This is a genomic window from Gallibacterium genomosp. 2 (assembly GCF_000771895.1).
In the GTDB taxonomy this organism is placed as follows: domain Bacteria; phylum Pseudomonadota; class Gammaproteobacteria; order Enterobacterales; family Pasteurellaceae; genus Gallibacterium.
In genome coordinates this window covers 113683-133945 of sequence record NZ_JPXY01000007.1, presented here as the reverse complement: position 1 = coordinate 133945, position 20263 = coordinate 113683, and the positions used below count along the sequence as shown (strand labels likewise).

The following is a 20263-nucleotide window of genomic DNA, read 5'->3' as shown; positions in this document are numbered from 1 at the left end:
CGGCATTAGCAGAAGCGAAGCAGAAAGCGACAGACGCACAGAAGTTAAAAGAACGAATTGAGTTGAATGGTGTAGTTACTGCAACAGAGAAAGCTCAGTTAGATCAAGCGATTACGGCTGCTAATGAGGCAAAATCATTAGCGGAACAAGAGATCGGTAAATTGCCGGCTGGTTCGTATAAAACAGCAAAAGAGGGTGAGTCTGCGAGTATTGTGATTCCTCAACCGTCTTCAGTAACCCCAATTCCAACAGGCAAACCAGAAGTAACAATTGTTGGTGATGGTAATGATACGGTTATTGATCGTGACGAGTTAGGTGTGGGCGCTGATGGGCAATTAAATCCGGTTACTGTTGAAGTGAGTTTGACTGGTATGCAAAACGTGAAACCGGGTGATAAGTTAAGTGGCGTGATTCTCTTAGGTAAAACACCTTCTTATTTGGGTGGTGATAAATCGGGTTATAGCTTAACTGAAAATGATATCATTAACGGCAAAGTATCATTCACTGTGCCGGTAACAGATGGGTTCACTGGAAAATTAGTGGTTCAAGGTGTAAAAGTTCAGGATGCGGAAAAACAATCTTCAGCGACTGCGGAAAGAAAAGAAGCTGAACTTGATCTTGGAGCTGATCCGACTGTTGGTATGAGTTTTAGATCTGATACAGGTATTTCAGGAAGCGATAATATTACGACTAATGGTGAATTAGTATTGGCTGCACCGCAGGGATATACGATTGATCGAGTAGAAGTTAATAACGTAGAAGAAAGTCTGATAGGTAGCAGTATTACCTTATCAGAGGGAAGTTATGCTCCGGGTAGTATTCAAGTTACGGTGCGTAATACCGCAACAGGTCGCATAGAAACAGTTTCTAATACGACTACTTATGTGGTGGATACGACAGCGCCGGATGCACCTCGTATTAATGTTGAATCAGGTCGTGATAGTTCTATTTCTTTACCAGAGAATGCCGTCATTGGCGATGTGGTTGATGTTAATATCACGCAGCCAGGTAAACAACAAGCGATTTATGTGCAATATCGTAAGACTGATTCAGGTTGGGAAGTGGCAACATTTAAACCGGCTGATTCTGGTTTAAGTAGCGCACCAGCAGCGAGTGGTAATACGATTACTATTTCACAAACTGTAGCACCAGCTGGCTCAACAATTGCGGCAAAAGTAACTGATTTGGCAGGTAATGGTTCAGCGGGTAAAGATGGTAGCAATTCATTTGTGGAAGCAGAGGTTCCATCATCGGATTCGGATAATGATGGTTACACTAATGAGGAAGAAAGTCGAGCGGGGTCAGATCCTGATCAGGCTAGTTCAACACCAAAAACGTTAGCAGAAGCTGCTTATAACAAGGCAAAAGCAACTTATGATGCATTTGAAGCGAAAAAAGCAGAATTTGCAAAAGGTGGTTTTACTAAGGAAGAGGTTAGTAAGTTAGAAAAATTGCTATTCCCATTAGACGGTGAAAAAGATAAAGCATTAGATGCGGCTAATTATGTTCACGATAATGATGGCAAAGCGGATTTAATAGCGAAAATCAAACAACTAACAGATACTGTGCCTGAAGTAACCAATGATGCTGATTCTACTTGGTCAAATAATAGAACAGTAACGTATTATGATTACCGTAAAGACAGTTCTAAGAATACAGAACATTTAACTTTAGATGATTTGGCTAAAAAAGATGGCGGTGTGTTTGTTATTCCGGCATCTCAGTTAGTGATTAAAGATCCTGATGCGGAATCAGGTCATACACCGAAACTGAAACCAATGAAAGATTGGGTTCACACTCTGCCGGGTAATACTTCTGTGGGTTTCTCTGAGTATAGAGTGGATGAGAATGGTAATCTTGAAATTAAGATTGATGCAGAAAAAGTAAAAAATATCAGTAAGACTCAAAATGAAACATATGAGCTTACTGCGGAAGATGGTACACCATTAACATTGTATGTTTTCTTTGAGAACGATAATAAGTCTGGTACATCAGTTAGCTTATTCTCGGTTACTGTGAAAGATGATGTGTATCCAATAGTAGGCAATGTAGCAAGTAATGGTGTTACAGATGATACTCAATGGAAGGACATTTCAGTCGTATTGTCAGCAACAGGTAATGATCTTGCAAACTGGAAAGTCAAATTGGAAATCTTTGATGATCAGAATCCTAACAGTCCAGTATGGACACAAGAAAAAGGTGGTATTACTTCAAGCTCTCAGACGGTGAGCTTTGATGCAAGTAGCTTTACTGCTGAGAATGGACATAGCTATACCTTAAAAGCAACAGCATTGAGTAATAGCGAGAAAGCGAATACTGTTGAAGAACATATAACAGTAGATACTACGCCACCGGAAGTAACATCTAATTTGACAACAGATTCAGGAGGCAATTTAAAACTTCATGTTGAGTTAAAAGAGCCGGTGAAATATTTTATTTACGATGGTAAGGTTGAATCTGATCAGATTTCGGTTACTGGAAAGCAAAATTATAGTAGTGCAAAAGATTTACCTTCGATGGATGCAACCTTTGATCTAGGTTCAACACCGAAAACTTATATCTTCTATGATCAAGCTGGTAATGCAGCAGGTGTGGTAGCACCAGAAGTAGAAGTAAAACGTTTAGGTCGTTTAACCACTAATATGAATCAAAATGAAGGTCCACGAAACTATATGAGTGATGGTAATGAAGAACAACGGAATGATACCGGTCCAGACGGCTTAAAAACGTCAGCAGGCGATAATATCATTATTGTAGCGAAGAAACCTGATGGTGATTTCTTCGGTGGCTTTATTGATGGTGGAACGGGCGATGATTATAAAGCGACGTTACAAACCTATGATGGTAATGACTATATTTATGCTTTCGGTATCGGAGGTCATACTGATGTGATTACCGGAGGGGGTAACGATAGATTTGAATTGCGTTATGGTCTTTCAGGCTGGGGGCAAAGAGGAAATATCTCCACTGGTTCATTTGACGGTGCTCAACGTATTTTGATGGGCGATGGCAATGACACCTTCAAAATTCGTGGTTCAATGATCGACCTACATTCTGATTATGGTGATAATTCATTCGCATTAACTACAGCTAAAGTAGATATGGGCACAGGGAATGACACTATTGAAGTTGAAAGCACGATCAAGGGTGATGGTGATGCTGGACGCAATTACTCTAACTATTTCAATCTTGGCAGTGGGGATGATGTGATGCGAGTTGGTAAGAATATTACAGACTCGCAAACTTCTGCTACACCAAGCACAACTCACGCTTCAAATATTATTGATTTAGGTGCTGGAAATGATACTTTGATAGTAAAAGGAAGTGTTGAACAACATACTCTTATCCTTTCTGAAAATGGAAATAATACAATTTCTATTGGTTCAGGGGTATCGTTAGCGAGAAAATCTATTGGTGGCAATACTGCGATTGTGTTAGGTGATGGTAATGACACTTTAACCGTAAATACTGCCGTAAACTATGAAGATGCAGACAGAGAATCTGCTTTCTATCGAGCTTATAAAGATAGTATAAGCGGTAGCAATCCTGTTGAACGTGCTTGGTATGGTGAAAGTGCTACGCAAATCAACAAAATAATAGAGGATGTGAAAACGCCTAAGATCGATCTTGGCGATGGTGATAATACTGCAACCTTCGGTGGAAATGTGTGGCGAGCCAAAATTCTCACTGGAGAGGGGCAGGATACAATTACCGTTAATGGTGGGTTATCACAAACTTCATTGTCTACAGGTGGCGGTAATGATACTGTTACCATTAAAGAATGGACGTTGAACAAAAACACAGTGATGTTAGGAAATGGGGATGATACGCTGAACCTTGGAGGCATATCTGATACATTAACACCTGAAGGTGTGTCTCTAATTCAAGGCGGCGTTGGTATGGATACCATTAATATTACTGGTAAATCACCAAAACCGGTAAGATTAGAAATCTTCGGTAACATTAATAATGGTGAGAATCACATTGATGTTACAGGTGTTGACGTCTTTAACTTAAATGGACACGGCAGTGAAGTGATTATTGGTACTAAGAATGTAGCTAACCCTAATAATGAGTTAGCTTATAGATTTATCTCTATTCACGGAGATAGTACTGATACTGTAAAACTTCAAAATACGTGGCAGCAAGAAGTTTCTTCAACAGTTGGTATGAAACAGTATCAATATAATGGTATCACCATTTATATTGATGATACGATTCAAGTAACCACATTTAGTTAGTGTGTAAAATTACTATAGATTCGTATTTTTGAACTTAATGTTAAACCCATCAAACGCTGTTTGATGGGTTTTTTGTTTGTGTAAGAAAATAGGGAAGCCATCGCTTCCCTACAATGTTTGCTAATACTTAATTAGGCAACGGTTTTCAATAGTTCTTCTGCTGCTAAAATACCAAGTGCATTTGAAGCTAACGGGCTGTCACCGGTTAATAATTTACGATCTTTATGTACTTGACCGTTAATGCCTTTGTTTAAAACTTTAACCCCTAATTTTTCTAGATTTTCTGCCACTAACCATTGTAATTTACCCGGCATATAACCGATATCTTGGTTTGCACCTTCATCTAATGCATCAGGGAATACACAAATTTCATAACCTTTAAACGGATAATCTTCCGCTTTCTCATCAACGCTTGCCGCCAATAATGATGCCGGACCGTGACATAAAGTAATAATGTGTTTATCTTGATTTAATGCCCAATTTAAAACAGATTTCACCTCTTTGCTGTGAGGAATGCCGGCTAAAACACCGTGTCCACCCGGAATAAAGACCGCAATATAAGGTGAATTTTCAGATAAGACTTCAGGCAAAATATCTGCCAGTTTTTTCGGATTAACCAATTTCGGTAAATATTGGTTGTATAAATCCATTACAGCTTTATCTTCTTCCGGCATTGCCCAAATTTCAAGTTTGACCGGATTACCGGATAAGGTTGCAACATCAATTTCAAAGCCGGCGTGGTGCATATGCAACATTGGTAGCAACATTTCTACCGGATGGTTACCGGTTGAGAATAATTTGCCGTTTTTCATCTCGATATAACGCTCATCGGTAGCAATCATCAACACTTTATGTTTACCACCGCTGTAGGATTTATCGAATTTAAAACCGTCAAAGTCAGTTACTTTGCTGGTGTATTGGGTTAAAGAATAATCTGATGGGAAGAATGCGTTATGTTCTGCACGGTCGGCAACAGGTTTTTTGCTTAATTCAGTCATAATAAATCTCCAAAATAAAAGTGAAATTTTTAATACTAAACAACAGTATCGTTTTGATGGTGTGTATTCTATCGTTGGATTAAGTGATAAAAAAGGAATAAAATTAGAATAAACTATTCTAAAAAAAGGAATAATTTAGAAATGAATAAATTGGAAGCACTGCGTTATTTTTGTGTTGCCAGTGAAACACTGAATTTTAGGGAAACGGCGCAACGATTGGCGGTATCGCCGCAAGCGGTGACCAGAATGATTGCTGAATTGGAAAGTTTGTTGGGCGAAAGTCTGTTTAAACGCAATACTCGAAATATCCGTTTGACTGCGTTCGGCGAACAGTTTTTGCCGCAGGCACAGCAGTTTTTATTGGAAGAAGAGCGCTTGTTTTCGAACAATAAGCTGAATAAAAAAGCGATGCAGGGAATGGTGCGCATTACACTGCCGCCGTTGCCACTTAATCAGAGGTTATTAAGCGAACTGTTGACAGCGCTGGAACCTTATCCGGACATTGTGCTGGATTGGCAGCAATCTGTTGATAAAGTGAAAGCCATTGATCATAAAATCGACATCGGTTTACGTATCTGTTTGGAACCGGAGCCGCATTGGATTGCACAGCATATTTGTACTTTTCACGAGAAAATTGTTGCTTCGCCTAAATTAATTGAACGTTTGGGAGTGCCGAAAGATATTGCCGATTTGGCACAAAATTATCCATTAAGTGGTTTAATGAACCCTAAATTACAACGGATTTGGGACTGGCGAGTGAATAATGACATTCATTTTTTTCCGGCACAGACCAGATTTATCAGTAGCGATGCTGTTTATGAGTTGCAAGCTGCTTTAGCCGGTAGAACCTGCACGCAAATTATTACGCCGTTTTGTCAACCTTATCTGCAACAAGGGCAATTAGTGGAATTATTTCCGGAAATAGAAAAACAGCAGTGGCATTTATACCTTTATCGTCCGTATCAAAGTTTGGTTGCGGATCGGGTGACCTTTGTGTTTGAACAGTTAAAACAGAGTTTGCTGCGATTGTATGGCAGCGATGAAATGTAACTGTTGTGAGCAGTATAGGCTTCGCCATTTAAGCGAAGCCTGATTGTACAGCTTATGCCATTCCTTGAGCGATATTTAAGAATAAAGTAATAATCAAGGCATTGCTGATATTACTGATAAAGCCACCGATTAACGGCACGACAAAGAAAGCGATTTTTGAATAATGATAACTTGAACAAACTGCAGTCATTGTTGCCATTGAAACCGGCACTGCACCTAAGCCGAAGCCGGAATGACCGGTGGCAATAATTGCCGCATCATAGTTTTTGCCGCAAAGGCGGAAAGTAATAAAGACACAGAACAGATAACAAAGCACCACTTGCAAAGTTAAGATAATGATTAACGGCAAGGCTAAATCTGCTAATTTCCATAATTGCATTGTGACAATGACGATAGAAACGAAAATTGCCAATGAGATCTCGCCGATAATCCCGATACTTTCATAAAGTGCTTGGTGATCACGCTTAGTGGAATCTAACACTAAGCGTAACACTAAACCGCCTAACATACTCATCACGTGAATAGGAATGTTCACTTGAGGGAAAATTGCCTGACAAAGAACAAAGAGCGTTTGACCGATACCGCACGCTAACAGCAATAAAAAGGCGGCTTGGCTGGAACGGCGATAACTGATGCGTGGCAATTTGCTGTTATCTTCTTCATTTATCGGCTGTTCTGCACTGATTTGATCACTAAGTTGATGTTTTTGAATTAAACGTCTGCCCAAAGGCCCACCTAAAATACAGCCGGCGACTAAACCAAAGGTGGCGGCAGCAATGGCGACTTCAATCGCACCGTTTGCACCCATTTGTTCCGCTATTGGCGCAAAGGCAGCTGCATTGCCGTGTCCGCCGGTTAATGGAATTGAACCGGACATCAGTGCAATCAACGGATCCATATTTAATAAAACCCCTAGCCCGAGTGATAACACATTTTGCAAAATGGCAAGTATCGCCGCCAAAATACTGAAAATAAGTACTAATTTTCCCCCTTTCTTCAGCAAGGCAAAACTGGCGGCGAAGCCCATTGCGGCGAAAAAGACGTTATAAAAGAACGTGTTGATCGTTTTATAATCAAATTTAAAGGTGAGTAGATCAAGCGAATATAAACAGGTTGTCATAATGGCGAATAATGTTCCGCCGATAACCGGTGCCGGAATACAGTATTTCTTCCAGATTGGGAATTGTTGACGGATAAATTCACCGACATAAATGGCGACCACAGACAACGCAAGTGTCTGGAACATACCAACATTAATAGTTACCATAGAAAAGCATCTCCTAGCAAAGGAATATAAAGTAAGGGGGAAATATTAGTGTTAATTAAATGTAATACAAGTGTTAATTTTAAAAAATGTGAGCTATGCCAAAAAATTTTTAACATTGCTTCGCTAAAATAGAGCAATCAACGTGCATTTAGGCTTGAAAATCATTGGAACAACAAGGAGTGAATGATGCGGAAAATTGGTGTTATCGGTTTAGGAAATGTCGGCGCTACGGTGGCTTACACGATTGTGACGAAAGGGCTGGCGGATGAATTGGTGTTGATAGATAGTAAGCAGGAAAAATGTACGGCTGAATACTATGATCTGTTGGATAGTTTGGGAAGATTAGAAAATTACACCAAATTAATAATGCAGGATTATCAGGCACTGGCGGATGCAGATGTGGTTATTACTGCATTTGGTGATATTAAAGCATTGGCAGAAGGCGGAGATCGTTTTCTTGAATATCACTTTAATAAAGTACAAGCGAAACAGGTGGGCAGTGCGTTAAAACAGGTCGGTTTTAACGGCGTGATTATCAATATTTCCAATCCGTGCGATGTGATTACCGGATTGCTGCAACATCATAGCGGTTTATCAAAACAACAGGTGTTTGGCACCGGCACTTTTTTGGATACGGCACGAATGCAACGCGCGGTTTCGCAAGCGTTAGCGCAAAATCCGCATAATATTGAAGGTTATGTCTTGGGAGAGCACGGTGAATCACAGTTCGCTGCTTGGTCAACTATAACGGTGCAAGGTGAACCGATTGTAGAAATTGCTGAAAAATTATCGCTCAATTTAGCCGATTTGGATAAAGCGGCACGGGAAGGCGGATGGTTGGTTTTTAATGGTAAAAAATATACGAGCTATGCGATTGCCACCTGTGCGGTAAAATTAGCCCAAGCAGTTATTTCAGACGCTTATTTAGCTTGTCCAGTATCAGTTTATCTTGAACAGTATCAATGTTATGTCGGTTATCCGGCGGTAGTAGCGAGATCTGGGATTGTTGGGATCAGATCGCTTGCATTGACTGCAAATGAACAACAATTACTGGCAACTTCCGCCAAAATGATTGCGGAAAAAACAAGGGAAGCGTTATAAAAATAATTTAATATTAAGGATTTAAGGGGCAATTTGTGGTCTGCCCCTCAATAGCTTATAAAGTGATTTATAACGCTAAACGCAAAATCTCTTCTGCGGCTTTAATATCAATATTTTTATGTTCACCGAGATTTTCTGTTTTGTGTTCTTTGAGTTTGCTTAACACGCTTGGGAATTGGCTGTCATCAATGCCGTAAGCTGATAAGCGAGTAGGTGTTCCCATTTGCTCAAAGAAAGCGCGTGTTTTATCAATAGCAACACGAATCGCTTGTTCGCTGTCGTTGCCTTGATAACCCCAAACACGTTGTGCGAATTGTACCAACTTTTCTTTTTTAAATTCACGTTGATGCCACATTATTGCCGGCACCACAATAGCTAATGTTTGACCGTGATCCAAACCGTATTGTGCTGTCAGTTCGTGACCAATGCCGTGTGAAGCCCAATCTTGCGGCACACCGACACCAAGAATACCGTTTAATGCCATTGTTGCTGCCCACATAATATTGGCACGCACATCATAATTTTCCGGTTCTGCCAATGCTTTTGGACCTTCTTCAATCAAGGTTAAGAACACACCTTCGGCGAAGCGATCTTGAACTTTGGCATCGACCGGATAAGTCATATACTGTTCAAAAGTGTGAACGAAAGCGTCAACAACGCCGTTTGCAGTTTGTTTGGCTGGCAAAGAGAAAGTGGTGGTTGGATCAAGCACGGAAAATTGTGGTTTGACAAACGGTGAGAAGAAGCCAAGTTTATCTTGGGTCTCTTTACGGCTGACCACCGCATTACCGTTCATTTCGGAGCCGGTTGCCGGTAGCGTAAGAATTGCACCTATTGGTAGTGCACTTTTAATTACAGTGCCGTGACTTTTCACGATTTCCCATTCATCACCTTGGAAGTTAATTGCAGAAGCAATAAATTTTGTGCCATCTAACACTGAACCGCCACCGACAGCAAGCAGAAAATCGACTTTTTCACGGCGACCAAGCTCAACCGCTTTCATTAATGTTGAAAATTGTGGATTAGGTTCAATGCCGGAAAATTCAACAATTTCAAAACCTTTTAATGCGTCCAGTACCTGATCATAAACACCGTTTCTTTTAATGCTGCCGCCGCCATAAGTCATTAAGATTTTTGCGCCGGTAGGAATTTGGTTTTTAATTTCGGCAATTTGACCTTTGCCGAATAACACTTTAGTTGGGAGGTGTAATGTAAAATTATTCATAAATACTCCTTGATTATTAGCATCCTTGTTAGAGGAATTGAATCATAATTCTATATTATTTGTGATGAGGCTAAATTTATTACGTCTTGTGTTTGTTATGCAAGTTATAGTAACTTAATTTTACAAAATTGATTTTGGAATTGAGTGAGAATGGGTGGAAAAGCGGAGCGATTGCCCCGCTTTAACAGTTATTTTCTTACGGCGATCGCTTCAATTTCCAAGCCAACATCTTTCGGTAAACGCGCTACTTCAACACAAGAACGTGCCGGAAAACTTGGGTGATTATTTTGTTGGAAGAAACGTTCATATTCCGCATTGATAACGGCAAATTGATTTAAATCTTTGACGAATACGGTTGTTTTCACAATATCAGACACTTTTAAACCGGCTTGTTCAACGATAGCTTTAATATTTTCTAATGATTGACGAGCTTGCGCTACAATGTCGTTTGGAATTTCGCCAGTGAGTGGATTGACCGGAATTTGCCCTGAAGTAAGCACAAGATTACCTAAATCAACTGCTTGTACATAAGGGCCTATCGCTGCTGGAGCTTTTTCTGTATGAATAATTTTAGTCATCATTTTTTCCTTTTGTTTATGAAAAGTGAATCAGTATTTATCGATATTATTTAAGCTAAAGTCGCCACCATTATCGCTTTGATGGTATGCATTCTATTTTCTGCTTCATCAAAGACAATTGAGGCTTCGGATTCAAAGACTTCATCCGTTACTTCTAACCCATTCATTCCATATTTTTCTGCCATTTTCTTGCCGATAACGGTATTTTCATCGTGGAATGACGGCAAGCAATGCATAAATTTCACGTTAGGATTACCGGTGAGAGCCATTAATTTTGCATTAACTTGATAGGGCTTCATCAATTCGATACGTTCCGCCCAAGCATTTTCTGGTTCGCCCATAGAAACCCAAATATCAGTGTAAATAAAATCGACATCTTTTACACCTGTTTCAACATCTTCAGTACAGGTAATGTTTGCCCCTGTTTGTTTAGCCGTTTCAGCCACTTCATCGAGTAATTTCTGTTCCGGAAAGAACTGCTTCGGACCGACTAAACGTAAATCCAATCCCATTAACGCAGCACCTTCCACAAAAGAATTTCCCATATTATTACGAGCATCACCCAGATAAGCGAGTTTCATTTGATCAAGACGTTTACCTTTGCCGTGTTCCAACATCGTTAAGAAATCTGCCAAAATCTGTGTTGGGTGAAATTCATCGGTTAAGCCATTCCAAACCGGAACACCAGAATAATTCGCCAATGTTTCGACCAATTCTTGACCATAGCCACGATATTGAATAGCGTCATACATTCTGCCCAATACGCGAGCAGTGTCTTTCATACTCTCTTTATGCCCGATTTGTGAACCACTAGGGCCGATATAAGAAACGTTAGCACCTTGATCAAACGCACTTACTTCAAATGCGGAACGGGTGCGGGTTGAGGTCTTCTCAAACACCAATGCGATATTTTTACCTTTTAAGCGCGGCTGTTCGGTGCCGGCATATTTTGCTTTTTTTAGTTCGGCGGCTAAATCAAGCAAAAACTGGATCTCTTGTGGTGTGAAATCCATTAAGCGTAAAAAATGACGTTGACGTAAATTGATTGGCATAACGTTTCCCTCTGTTGTGTTAAATGGTTAAGATTGTTGTAATTTTTTAAGCTGATATAACATTGCCAGTGCCTGTTTCGGCGTTAAATCGTCCGGATCAATCTGTGCTAATTGTTGCAAAATTGCTTCGCTGTTTGCATCAAATTCTGGTTCCGGATTGAAATCCAGCTCGTTTTGGTAATCATTAATTCGGCTGTTTTGAAACGAAAGTTTTTCCAACTGTTTTAATTTTTGTTTTGCCAGTTGGATAACCGCTTTAGGTACGCCGGCAAGTTGTGCCACCGCAATACCGTAGCTTTTATTGGCTGCGCCTTCCTGCACTGAATGCATAAATGCAATCGTATCATTATGCTCTTTAGCGTCAAGGTGAATATTGATGCAACCCGGCAACTGTTGCGGTAAAGAGGTCAATTCAAAATAGTGGGTGGCGAACAGCGTTAAGGATTTGAGCTGCGTTGCTAACCATTCCGCACACGCCCACGCAAGGGAAAGACCGTCATAAGTGGAAGTGCCGCGCCCAATTTCATCAATTAACACTAAACTTTGTGGCGTGGCTTGATGAAGAATATTCGCCATTTCGCTCATTTCCACCATAAAAGTGGAGCGACCGGAGGCTAAATCATCAGAGGCACCGATGCGAGTAAAAATGCGATCTATCGGGCCAATAACTGCCTGTTGTGCCGGCACAAAACTGCCAATATATGCCATTAAGGTGATCAATGCGGTTTGGCGCATATAGGTACTTTTACCGCCCATATTCGGCCCGGTAATAATCAACAGATGACGTTTTTGATTGAGATCGAGCGGATTGGCAATAAATGGGTCTTGCAAAACGGTTTCCACCACCGGATGTCGCCCTGCTTCAATGCTGATTAATGTTTGTTCGCTAAAGGTCGGAGCAACATAATTCAACGTTTCCGCACGCTCCGCTAAATTCGCCAATACATCCAATTCGGCTAAGGCCAGACTGGTGGTTTGCAATGCGGAAAGATGCGGCAATAACAAATCGAAAAGCTCATCGTAAAGCTGTTTTTCCAATGCCAACGCAGCACCTTTTGCTTTTAAGACTTTATCTTCGTAATCTTTTAATTCCGGAATAATAAAACGTTCCGCATTTTTTAAGGTTTGGCGGCGAATATAGTGCGTTGGTGCACGTTCTGCCTGACCTCGGCTGATTTGAATATAATAACCGTGAACGGCGTTATAACCGATTTTGAGGGTATCAATGCCGGTTTGTTGCCGTTCTCTTATTTCTAAATTTTCCAGATATTGCGTTGCACCGGTCGCCAACTCACGCCACTCATCCAACTCTTGATGATAACCGGGGGCAATCACACCGCCATCACGAATTAATAATGGCGGTGTTTCAATGATTGCTCGTGTTAACAAGGCAAATAATTCACTAAAATCCTGCAACTTCGACAACAGCATATCAAACTGCTGATGTTGATTATGTTGTTGTAAAAGCTGGATAATTTGCGGTAATTGCCCTAATGCCTGACGTAAACGGGTTAAATCACGCGGACGCGCAGAACGCAAGGCAATACGCGCTAAAATGCGCTCCATATCGCCGATCTGTTGCAACAGCGGTTTAAAATCAGAATAGCGTTCCTGTTGAATCAGATTTTTAACCGCATTTTGACGGTTTAATAATGTTTGTTTGTGGCGCAACGGCTGATGAATCCAGCGTTTAAGCAAGCGGCTGCCCATTGGCGTGCTGCAATAATCAAGTACAGAAGCCAATGTGTTTTCTGTACCGCCTGCAAGGTTTTGCGTTAATTCCAAGTTACGGCGGGAAGCGACATCAATCACAATAAAATCACGCTCTTGAGAAAGTGAAATCGCATTAATATGAGGCAATGCGGTGCGTTGAGTTTCTTTCGCATATTGCAATAAACAACCAGCAGCGCATAAGGCAACAATCGCTTTATCCACGCCAAAACCTTTAAGATCCTGAGTGCCGAATTGTTTAGTCAATAATTTGATTGCGGTAACCAGTTCAAATTCCCAAGTTGGGCGGCGGCGTAATCCCTTGTAAGGTTCAAGCAGTCTGATATAAGCAAAATCTTCCGGATAGAGAATTTCAACCGGCATAATGCGTTGCAACTCGGTGGTGAGGGCAGCTTCGTCCGCAAGTTCACTAATTTGAAAGCGACCGGAACTCATATCAAGCGTGGCTAAACCAAAAATTTTCTTTTCGTAGTAAACACAGGCAATAAGGTTATCTTGTCTTTCCGGCAACAATGCCTCATCACTGATTGTTCCCGGTGTGACAATGCGGACAATTTTGCGTTCAACCGGCCCTTTACTGGTTGCCGGATCACCAATCTGTTCACAAATCGCAACCGACTCGCCTAATTGCACCAGTTTTGCTAAATAGCCTTCTACAGCGTGATAAGGTACACCCGCCATTGGGATTGGATCGCCATCGGTTTTGCCGCGTTTGGTTAATGAAATATCTAAAAGTTGTGATGCTCGTTTGGCATCATCAAAAAACAGTTCATAAAAATCTCCCATACGATAAAACAGCAAAATATCGGGATGTTCCGCTTTAATTTTTAAATATTGCTGCATCATCGGGGTAAAAGAAGAAAGATTGCTCTCTAAAGTCATAATTATTATCCTTTTTGTTGGACGAATAGTATAAAAGATGATGAAACAAAGCGAAAGTTACAAACAGTCAGCAATATAATATGTGTAAAAATTTGGAAGCACACTCACAGTTTTAATTATTGGTAACATAAAATACTTGATACTGTATGGTTATACAGTATAATAGGCGAAAAAATTCCTCTTAGTTTATAAATAAAAGGGCAATGAATATGACAACAAACAATGAAGATAAAGAAAGAGCATTGGCGGCAGCATTAGGGCAAATTGAAAAACAATTCGGTAAAGGTTCAATTATGCGCCTTGGTGATACACAAACATTGGATGTGGAAGCGGTTTCTACCGGTTCATTGGCATTAGATGTGGCGTTAGGTATCGGTGGTTTGCCAATGGGGCGAATCGTTGAGATTTTTGGGCCTGAATCTTCCGGTAAAACCACATTAACTTTATCTGTGATTGCGCAAGCACAAAAAGAGGGCAAAACCTGTGCCTTTATTGATGCGGAACACGCATTGGATCCTATTTATGCCTCTAAATTAGGGGTTGATGTACAATCACTTTTAGTTTCGCAACCGGATAACGGCGAACAGGCGTTGGAAATTTGTGATGCTTTAGTACGTTCCGGAGCGGTGGATGTCATTATCATTGACTCTGTAGCAGCATTAACACCGAAAGCGGAAATTGAAGGTGATATGGGTGATTCCCATATGGGGTTACAGGCACGTTTAATGTCGCAGGCATTGCGTAAACTTACCGGTCATATCAAAACTGCAAACTGTTTAGTGGTGTTTATTAACCAAATTCGTATGAAAATTGGGGTTATGTTTGGTAATCCTGAAACAACAACCGGCGGTAATGCCTTAAAATTCTATGCTTCAGTGCGTTTAGATATTCGCCGCACAGGCTCAATTACTGATGGCGATGAAGTAATTGGTAACGAAACCAGAGTTAAAGTGGTGAAAAATAAAGTTGCCGCGCCATTTAGACAAGCAGAATTCCAAATTCTTTACGGAGAAGGTATTTCGAAAAACGGTGAATTAATCGAATTGGGCGTGAAACATAAATTGCTTAATAAATCAGGCGCTTGGTATTCCTACAATGATGAAAAGATTGGTCAAGGTCGTACCAATGCAATGAAGTGGCTTGCCGAACATCCGGAGGTGGCTGCCGAGTTGGAACGTAAATTACGTGAAGAGTTGCTTTCCAATCCGGAGCAGTTATTAGTTGCGGATGATACAGAAAAACAACCGGAAGATGACGCATTAAATTTCGGTGAATAATACCCTCAATATCCCTGCCTAAAATCAAAAGTTTGATCGGCAGGGATTTTTTCAATTATAGATAACATCTGAACAGCTCGGTTATTTTAACTATTTATTTTATTGTCTGTTCATTATGATTATGTTCTCTATTCAATAAATTAACAGCGATTGAATTATGGAAAATCTTGCCCTTAATTATGTGTTGAAATTGTTGGCAATTCGAGATTACAGCGAGTATGAATTACGTTGTAAGATGCAAGCAAAAGCCTTTTCGGAACAGGAAATAGAACAAACTATTGCAAAATGCCAAGAGAAAAATTGGCAAAATGACTTCCGCTTCTGTGAGTATTTCTTACTTTCAAGAGTGCACAAAGGTTATGGCTTACAACGCATTAAACAGGAGTTACAACAAAAAGGCATTCAAAATGAAGTGATGCAACACGCACTGGAACAAGCCGATATTGATTGGTATGCGTTAGCACAGCAGACGTTGGCAAAAAAATTTCCTGATTACGCCACAGTTTCCGATTTTAAAACCAAGCAAAAAATGTGGCGTTTTTTATTATCACGCGGTTTTTCTCAAGAAGAAATTTCAGAAGCGTTCAAAGCGCAGGATTAGCGTTGAAATCCATTCGCGACTTCCCTGTTTGTGCGGTAGAATAGACCGATTTTTTAACCTAGATAGAAGGGAAAAGATAAGAGATGAATTTTATCGGTAAGTTAATCGGGATCATTGTCGGTTTTAAATTCGGCGGCTTTTTTGGCGCAATTTTCGGCGCTATTTTAGGGCATTTAGCCGATAAAAAATTATATGAGTTGGGCAGCGTACGTTCCTCTTTATTCGGGCGTTCCGTTTCACGCCAATCTCTATTTATGCAGACCACTTTTGCGGTGATGGGGCATTTGAGCAAGTCTAAAGGTCGGGTTACGGCAGAAGACATTCAATTAGCCAATATGTTTATGGATCGTATGCAGCTTGATGAAGCGCATCGACAATTAGCAAAAGCGGCATTTACACGAGGAAAAGAGGCTGATTTCCCTATTCGTCAAGCCATCAGAGAGTTTAGAGCCGGATGTGGACAGCGTACAGACCTGTTGCGTATGTTTTTGGAAATTCAGATTCAAACGGCGCTGGCAGATCAAGAATTGCACCCGAATGAAAAAGAAGTTTTGTTCATTGTTGCCGAAGAGTTGGGCTATTCAAGAATGCAATTTGAGCAGATGCTGGCGATGATTTATGCGGCACGTCAATTTTCTCAAGGCGGTTTTTATCGTCAATACCAACAACAAAATGGCGATTATCAATATCAACAATCCTACGGCGGATACCAAAATGCGGCACAAAGTTCTTCCGGGCCGACACTAGAGGATGCTTATCGTGTGTTAGGCGTATCAGCAGAAGATGATCGTGCTACAGTGAAAAGAGCTTATCGTAAATTAATGAATGAACATCATCCGGATAAATTGATTGCGAAAGGATTGCCGGAACAGATGATGGAGATGGCAAAAGAGAAAGCTCAACAAATTCAAGCTGCCTATGATTTGATCTGTAAGGTCAAAGGTTGGAAGAAATAAAATAGAATGCGTTTAATTTTAGCACCGATGCAAGGGGTGCTGGATCCGTTTATGCGTCAGCTTTTAACCTCTTGCAATAATTATGATCTTTGTGTTTCCGAATTTGTGCGGGTTGTTGACCAGTTATTACCGAAGAAGGTTTTTTATCGGCTTTGTCCTGAATTATATCAGCAGGGTTACACCGATAGCGGCACACCGGTAAGAGTTCAGTTGTTAGGACAACATCCGCAATGGTTGGCTGAAAATGCTAACTTGGCGATTGAGTTGGGATCGCACGGTATCGATCTTAATTGCGGTTGCCCTTCAAAAACCGTTAACGGCAGTTGTGGCGGAGCAAGTTTGTTAAAGCAACCGGAGCTGATTTATCAAGCAACCAAAGCCATTCGCCAAGCGGTAAGTTCCGAAAAAACCGTCAGTGTGAAAGTACGTTTAGGCTGGGATGATAAACAAAAAGCACTGGAAATTGCGGATGCTGTACAGCAGGGCGGTGCTGATGAGATTGCGATTCACGGTAGAACCAAAATGGATGGTTATCGGGCTGATAAAATTGATTGGCAGAAAATTGGCGAAGTGCGACAAAAATTATCGATTCCGGTCATTGCCAATGGTGAAATTTTTAATGCGCAGCAGGCGCAGGAATGCCTTGCCGTTACCGGTTGTGAGGATTTAATGGTGGCTCGGGGCGCATTGCAAATTCCTAATTTGAGCTATGTGATTAAAGACAATAGCGAGGTAATGTCGTGGCGGAACACTTTGATGTTATTGCAATATTACAGCCGTGTTGATAACCAATGGGATAGCGGCTGGTATCATTTGGCTCGCATTAAGCAGTGGCTTAGATTTTTATCGAATCATTTTATTGAAGCGGAACAGCTATTTGCAAAATTGAAATATTGTCAAAACAATGTGGAATTGCAAACTTTATTGGATAAGGAATGTGATGAAATATAACTGGATTCTTTTTGATGCGGATGAAACCTTATTCTCTTTTGACTCTTTTTCAGGGTTGAAACGACTTTTCACTCACTATGATGTTGATTTTACACAAGAAGATTTTATTGAATATCAACAACTTAATAAACCTCTTTGGGTAGCTTATCAAGATGGAAAAATAGATGCGAAAACCTTACAGGAGCAACGTTTCAGTGAGTGGGGTAAACGCTTGTCGGTGAAACCGGCGGAATTAAATCACGGCTTTTTAGTGACAATGGCGGAAGTTTGTCGTCCGCTGGAAGGCGTGGTGGAGTTATTACAGCAGTTACAACATCGTGCTAAATTAGCCATTATTACCAACGGCTTTACCGCAATGCAGCAATTACGTTTGCAGAAAACGGGGTTAAGCGATTATTTTGAATTTGTGGTGGTTTCTGAAGAGATCGGCGTTTCTAAGCCACATCCTGATTTTTTCCAGCACGCTTTGCAGTTGGCAAAACCTCGACATAGTGAGGAGGTGTTAGTTGTGGGCGATACATTGGAATCGGATATTCTTGGCGGTAATAATGCTGGCTTGGATACCTGTTGGTTGCATTATGGTAGAGATAACCAAACTGCGATATCGCCGACTTATCAAATAGAAACGATTGCCGAATTATTACCGTTAGTGGAGAAAAAATCGTAAACTTTTCTTTACGCTGTCTTTATTTCTATACGAACTATCGGGTATTATAGCCGTCAGTATACGAATATGAGGAGATAAAAGATGCGTTTTGCGATAACCTGCATTGATAGAATTGGGGTGGCGAAAGAAGTTCTGGATTTATTGGCTAAAGAGCAAATTAATTTAGAAGGCATTGAGTTAAAAAAGATTGATCAGAACGGAATTATTTATCTGAAATTTGAAAAAATTGCCAATTTTCAAATTGATTATCTTAGCGATAAATTACGCCGAATTGATGGGGTAAAGGCAGTAACAAAATTGGATTATTTGCCTTACGAGCGTAAAACTATAGAACTCAATGCATTGTTTGAAGCTCTGCCTCACCCGATCTTATCCATTGATTTTTCAGGGAAAATTGAGTTTGCCAATCAGCACGCCACCCAATTATTGTTACCCTATCTACAAGAAAAAAAGCCGAAGATTAGCTCATTACAAGATCAATTTCTGCTTGATGCAATTCCGGCATTACAACAATCAAGTTGGTATCAAACATTTTTAAAACAGTCAAAACAACATTCCACACCGTTAGCGATTTCTCATCATATTCAGCTGGATGACCAACATTGGCGTTTTGATTTATTGCCGTTAACCTTGGCAGAAAATGAACAACAATTTATCGGCAGTGTGGTGACGTTACAATCTTTTGATATGTTGCGTATTGATGCCCAGCAATTCAATATTTATCACAGCAATACGTTTGATGAAGTGGTGGCTAAAAGCAAAAGAATGGCGGAAATGGTTGCAATGGCAAAAAAATTTGCCTTTTCTGATGCGCCATTATTGATTCAAGGTGAAACCGGAACAGGCAAGGAATTTATTGCAAAGGCGTGCCATCAGTTGGGGAATCGGCGAGATCAACAGTTTATTGCGGTAAATTGCGCCGGCTTGCCGCCGGAGGATACTGAAGCGGAAATGTTCGGTTATAACGCTAATGGGCATAAAACCATTGGCTTTTTTGAGTATGCGAATCACGGTACGGTGTTATTGGATAATATTGCCGAACTCTCTTTGCCGATGCAGGCTAAATTGTTGCGCTTTTTGAATGATGGTTCTTTTCGCCGAGTGGGTGAGGAGCAGGAACATTATGTTAATGTGCGTGTTATTTGTACTACACAAGAACCTTTATCCGCTTATGTTGAGCAAGGAAAATTACGGGAAGATCTTTATCACCGTTTAAATGTACTGACGTTAAATATTCCGCCGCTACGAGAGCGGCAAGAGGATATTCCTCTTTTGGTTCAGCAATTTGTGAAACAGATTTCCGCCCGTTTAGGCATTCCTCAACCATATTATGATAATGATTTTATTACATTTTTACAGAAACACGTTTGGTCAGGGAATGTGCGTGAATTGTATAATGCCTTATATCGTGCCTGTTCATTGGCGGAGAATGGAAAATTGACGATTAGCGGATTGCATTTGCAACAGCAATGGTGTTCTCAATTTAATCTTGAACAGTTGCAGGGAGCAACTTTGGAAGAGATGCTGGGACATTTTGAAGCGGCGATTTTGCAAAAATTTTATGCCGAATATCCAAGTACCAGAAAATTGGCGCAACATTTAGGTATCTCACATACTGCGGTTGCGAATAAATTAAGACAGTATGGGATTACAAAATAAATCTTTATATATTAAATAGTTACATCC

General features: G+C 40.5%; 15 protein-coding genes and 1 pseudogene. 10 read left to right on the top strand and 6 right to left on the bottom strand.

All coding sequences use genetic code 11. The features are described from left to right. Window positions 1-4241: GA-like domain-containing protein (locus P375_RS12520; protein ID WP_039133618.1), on the top strand; the 4241-nt coding region annotated here is incomplete at its 5' end. Between the two features lie 131 nt (window positions 4242-4372). Here the strand turns inward: P375_RS12520 and hchA are convergent. Further along, a complete protein-coding gene (gene hchA, locus P375_RS01710) occupies window positions 4373-5239 on the bottom strand; it encodes a glyoxalase III HchA (protein ID WP_039133616.1) in 867 nt (288 codons plus the stop codon). Window positions 5240-5380: 141 nt separating this feature from the next. Between hchA and P375_RS01705 the strand changes: the two genes are divergently transcribed. Then, the gene (locus P375_RS01705) at window positions 5381-6289 is read left to right on the top strand and encodes a LysR family transcriptional regulator (RefSeq protein ID WP_039133614.1); all 909 of its coding nucleotides are present in this window, start codon (window positions 5381-5383) and stop codon (window positions 6287-6289) included. A 52-nt stretch (window positions 6290-6341) separates the two neighbouring features. Here P375_RS01705 and P375_RS01700 read toward each other — a convergent pair whose 3' ends face one another. Further along, a complete protein-coding gene (locus tag P375_RS01700) occupies window positions 6342-7556 on the bottom strand; it encodes a sodium/glutamate symporter (RefSeq protein WP_039133612.1) in 1215 nt (404 codons plus the stop codon). Between the two features lie 183 nt (window positions 7557-7739). Here P375_RS01700 and P375_RS01695 point away from each other — a divergent pair, with 183 nt between their 5' ends. After that, window positions 7740-8657, top strand: a complete 918-nt coding sequence (locus tag P375_RS01695) for a lactate/malate family dehydrogenase (RefSeq protein ID WP_245176409.1) — start codon at window positions 7740-7742, stop codon at window positions 8655-8657. Between the two features lie 67 nt (window positions 8658-8724). Here P375_RS01695 and P375_RS01690 read toward each other — a convergent pair whose 3' ends face one another. The 4 genes from P375_RS01690 to mutS all read right to left on the bottom strand — a co-directional run bounded on the left by P375_RS01690 (window position 8725) and on the right by mutS (window position 14125). Then, on the bottom strand, window positions 8725-9882 hold the full coding sequence (locus P375_RS01690; RefSeq protein WP_039133606.1) for an iron-containing alcohol dehydrogenase: 1158 nt from the start codon (window positions 9880-9882) through the stop codon (window positions 8725-8727). A gap of 188 nt (window positions 9883-10070) precedes the next feature. Next, a complete protein-coding gene (locus tag P375_RS01685; RefSeq protein WP_039133604.1) occupies window positions 10071-10460 on the bottom strand; it encodes a RidA family protein in 390 nt (129 codons plus the stop codon). A gap of 50 nt (window positions 10461-10510) precedes the next feature. Further along, window positions 10511-11512: an ornithine carbamoyltransferase gene (gene argF / locus P375_RS01680; RefSeq protein WP_039089199.1), complete on the bottom strand. Its 1002-nt coding sequence runs from the start codon at window positions 11510-11512 to the stop codon at window positions 10511-10513. A 27-nt stretch (window positions 11513-11539) separates the two neighbouring features. Continuing rightward, a complete protein-coding gene (mutS, locus tag P375_RS01675) occupies window positions 11540-14125 on the bottom strand; it encodes a DNA mismatch repair protein MutS (protein ID WP_039133601.1) in 2586 nt (861 codons plus the stop codon). A gap of 209 nt (window positions 14126-14334) precedes the next feature. On the opposite strand from mutS, the gene recA reads away from it, so the two are divergent. From recA to P375_RS12605, 7 genes and pseudogenes are all read left to right on the top strand, one after another. Then, window positions 14335-15402, top strand: a complete 1068-nt coding sequence (recA, locus tag P375_RS01670) for a recombinase RecA (RefSeq protein ID WP_013745832.1) — start codon at window positions 14335-14337, stop codon at window positions 15400-15402. Between the two features lie 157 nt (window positions 15403-15559). Continuing rightward, on the top strand, window positions 15560-16003 hold the full coding sequence (gene recX / locus P375_RS01665) for a recombination regulator RecX (protein ID WP_013745831.1): 444 nt from the start codon (window positions 15560-15562) through the stop codon (window positions 16001-16003). Window positions 16004-16086: 83 nt separating this feature from the next. Next, window positions 16087-16959, top strand: a complete 873-nt coding sequence (djlA, locus tag P375_RS01660; RefSeq protein ID WP_013745830.1) for a co-chaperone DjlA — start codon at window positions 16087-16089, stop codon at window positions 16957-16959. 6 nt (window positions 16960-16965) lie between these two features. After that, entirely contained in the window at window positions 16966-17910 is a 945-nt protein-coding gene (gene dusC, locus P375_RS01655; RefSeq protein ID WP_039133597.1) for a tRNA dihydrouridine(16) synthase DusC, read from the top strand. Further along, window positions 17900-18577: a pyrimidine 5'-nucleotidase gene (yjjG, locus tag P375_RS01650; RefSeq protein ID WP_039133595.1), complete on the top strand. Its 678-nt coding sequence runs from the start codon at window positions 17900-17902 to the stop codon at window positions 18575-18577. Before dusC ends, yjjG begins: the two co-directional genes overlap by 11 nt. Window positions 18578-18658: 81 nt before the next feature. After that, window positions 18659-19000: pseudogene (locus P375_RS12950) on the top strand (ACT domain-containing protein); the annotation flags it as partial. Between the two features lie 342 nt (window positions 19001-19342). Beyond that, on the top strand, window positions 19343-20236 hold the full coding sequence (locus tag P375_RS12605) for a sigma 54-interacting transcriptional regulator (protein WP_371128160.1): 894 nt from the start codon (window positions 19343-19345) through the stop codon (window positions 20234-20236). The last annotated feature ends 27 nt before the right edge of the window (window positions 20237-20263 follow it).